Here is a 3,150-nt window from a genome sequence, read left to right on the forward strand (position 1 = left end):
CAGCAGGCGCCCGCCGAACCGGACATCAGCGATGACTACCTGCGCCTGGGCGACGCCCTGCGCCGCAGCAAGGCCCAGGCCGAGGAAGAAACCCGCCAGGCCAACCCACGCGAGGAGATCGAGCGCATCGTGCAGCTGCTCGACTGCGCGCCCAAGCTGTTTGTATACGGCCTGGGTGACGACGGCCTGTACGCGCGCGAATTCGCCATGCGGCTGTCGCTGCTCGGCCTGCTGGTGGTGCCGCATACCGATCCGATCCTGATGCTGGCCAACCTGTCCGCCGCGCGCCCGGGCGATGTGCTGCTGATGTTCTCCGAGTTCGGCAAGTTGCCACAGCTTTCGCAGCTGTCGCGCCAGTTCCAGGACATGGGCGGCAAGGTGGTGTCGATCACCCGCCACACCGCCAACCCGCTGCGTGCGCATGCCGATGCGGCACTGGTGGTGTGCGCGCACGACCGCGCGCCGCAGGTGGCGCAGCTGCTGTACCGTAGCGCCATGCATGCCCTGCTCGATTTCCTGTTCGTGCTGCTCTGCCACGCCAATCCGGATCGCCAGCAGCAGCTGGCGGTGAACCTGGAACGGATCGACCACCTGCTGGATTCCTGACCGGAGCGCCCGATGAACCTGCTGCTGGCCCGCCTTGCATCTGCCGCGCTGCTGCTCGTTGCCGCAGCTGCTCTCCACGCTGCCCCGCTGGACAACGCTCGCCAACTGATCGTGGTCACCAGCGAGACCTGGGACAGCACGCAGGGCCAGCTGCAGGCCTTCGTGCGCGACGGCAAGCACTGGCGCAGGCACGGCCAGGCCTTCCCGGTGGCACTGGGTCGCACCGGCAGTGCCTGGGGCCTGGGCCTGCATCCTGCCCAGACCGGCGGTCCGCAGAAACAGGAGGGCGATGGCCGCAGTCCGGCCGGTGTGTTCGCGCTGGGCAGCGCGTTCGGCTATGCCATCACCCGGCCCGGCACGGCGATGACCTATCAGCCGATGCTCGAGAGCAGCTACTGCATGGACGTGCCAGCATCGCCGTTCTACAACCGCATCGTCGATGCGAAGAAGGTGGGCAGCGCCGCCATAGCCGGTTCCACCGAACCGATGCGGCTGGACCTGCACAACCAGGGTGACGTGCGTTACCGGGAAGGCTTCGTGATCGCGCACAACCCGGACAACCAACCCGGCAAGGGCAGCTGCATCTTCGCCCATCTGTGGCGCCAGCCCGGCGAGGCCACCGCTGGCTGCACTGCGATGCCAGAGGTGCGCATGCAGGCGTTGCTGGACTGGCTGCACCCGCAGGACACGCCACGCTTCGTCCTGTTGCCAAGGGCCGAATACCAGCGCCTGCAGGCACAGTGGAAACTGCCCGCGCTTGAAGGAGCCGTACGTTGAGCGCCGCCGACAAACCCCAACTGCAGCGCGCGGTCAGCCGCTGGCAGATCGTCGGCCTGTCCATCAACGATGTGGTCGGCAGCGGCATCTACCTGCTGCCGGCGGCCACGGTCGCCCTGCTCGGTCCCTTCAGCCTGTGGGGCGTGGTCGCCGCCGGCATCGTSGTSGCSCTGCTGGTGCTGTGCTACGCGCAGGCGGCCAGCTAYTTCGAYGARCCYGGTGGCAGCTACCTGTACGCGCGCGAAGCCTTTGGCCGCTTCGCCGGTTTCGAGATCGGCTGGATGATCTGGCTGACCCGCATCAGCTCGGCCGCAGCGCTCAGCAATGCGCTGGCCGACGCTGTGGCGCGGTTCTGGCCGTGGGCAGGCGCAGGCATGGGCCGTATCGCGATCATCGTTGTCTCGCTCGGTTTCCTCACCGGGGTGAACATCATCGGCGTGCGTTCGGCCGCCCGCACCGGCATCGTGCTGGTGATCGGCAAGATGCTGCCGCTGCTGTTGTTCGTGGCCATCGGCGCGTTCTACATCGACCCACAGCTGGCCTTCTCCGGCCAGCGCCCGGACCCGCACGACCTGCAGCGCATGGGCGAGGCGGCGCTGCTGTTGCTGTATGCCTACGCCGGGTTCGAGAACATTCCGGCCGCAGCCGGTGAATACCGCAACCCACGCCGCGACATCCCGTTCGCGCTGATCACCATGATCGTCACCGTCACCGTGATCTACGCGGCGGTGCAGATCGTGGCGCAGGGCACGCTGCCCGGCCTGGCCAACTCGGCCACGCCACTGGCCGATGCGGCCTCCAGCTTCGGCGGCGAGGCGCTGGCGCTGATCCTCACCGTGGGCGCGACCATCTCCATCCTCGGCACCAACAGCAACACGATGATGATGGGCCCGCGCTTCCTGTTCGCCCTGGCCCGCGATGGCTACGGCCCGAAGGTGCTGGCGCAGGTGCACCCGCGCTTCCGTACCCCGGCCGCGGCGATCTTCTGCCAGGGCCTGATCGCCCTCGGCCTGGCGCTGTCCGGGTCGTTCGTGCAGCTGGCACTGCTGTCGATGACCACACGACTGTTCGCCTACATCGGCACGGCCGCCGCAGTGCTGGTACTGGCCAAGCGCTATGCCGACCGTCCCGGCGCGCTGAAGCTGCCCGGCGGCCCGTTGATTCCGGTGCTGGCCCTGCTGCTGTGCGTGGCCCTGTTTGCCAGTGCCAGCTGGCAGAACATCGTCGCGGCGCTGGTCGCCTTCGCCGTTGGCGCGGTGATCTACAAGCTGCCGCGCAAGGATGCCGCTGCTGATTGACCTGCCGATCACGCTGCCGGTCCGGCGCGTTAACCGGCCGATGGGCACGATCAGGCTTCGTCCACTACGGAGCCTTCTGTCCATGAGCCCCGATTACCAGATCCCCGGCCGCGTACCGGAAGACAGCACCCCGCGCGAGGCCATTTCCGACTACTGGCGCGACCGCTACAGCGCCGAACCGTATTACGACGCCAGCCTGCTGTTCGATGACTACGAGCCGGCCTATCAGATCGGCCACGCAGCACGTTTCAACGAAACCCGCGCCGATCAGGTGATCCGCGCCTACGAACAGGTCGAAGCGGAGTTGCAGTCCCGCTGGGCGACGGAGCGCGGCAAGAGCCGCCTGGAATGGGATCAGGCCCGCGCCGCTGTCCGCCGCGGTTGGGATGAAGCCCATGTAGCCGATCCGCGGCTGACGCGCCACGGTTGACCCCTCCAGCAGTTGACTGATGCAGGCCCAGTAGCGCCG

General features: G+C 67.7%; 4 protein-coding genes. All 4 read left to right on the top strand.

Annotation, left to right across the window (positions count from 1 at the left end):
• Positions 1-606, top strand: a 606-nt coding sequence (locus AC1VAN_RS16490; RefSeq protein ID WP_480986217.1) for a MurR/RpiR family transcriptional regulator, incomplete at its 5' end; no start/stop codon positions are given.
• A 12-nt stretch (positions 607-618) separates the two neighbouring features.
• Entirely contained in the window at positions 619-1,383 is a 765-nt protein-coding gene (locus tag AC1VAN_RS16495; protein ID WP_313446510.1) for a L,D-transpeptidase family protein, read from the top strand.
• On the top strand, positions 1,380-2,681 hold the full coding sequence (locus AC1VAN_RS16500) for an APC family permease (protein ID WP_480986218.1): 1,302 nt from the start codon (positions 1,380-1,382) through the stop codon (positions 2,679-2,681). Before AC1VAN_RS16495 ends, AC1VAN_RS16500 begins: the two co-directional genes overlap by 4 nt.
• An 82-nt stretch (positions 2,682-2,763) precedes the next feature.
• Entirely contained in the window at positions 2,764-3,111 is a 348-nt protein-coding gene (locus AC1VAN_RS16505) for a hypothetical protein (protein ID WP_025878246.1), read from the top strand.
• Positions 3,112-3,150: the final 39 nt, after the last annotated feature.

Source organism: Stenotrophomonas sp. 05L44_2, from assembly GCF_056665995.1.

Coding starts and splice junctions, on each gene's coding strand:
- AC1VAN_RS16505 (WP_025878246.1), top strand. CDS start 2,764: ATGAGCCCCGATTACCAGATCCCCGGCCGCGTACCGGAAGACAGCACC.
- AC1VAN_RS16495 (WP_313446510.1), top strand. CDS start 619: ATGAACCTGCTGCTGGCCCGCCTTGCATCTGCCGCGCTGCTGCTCGTT.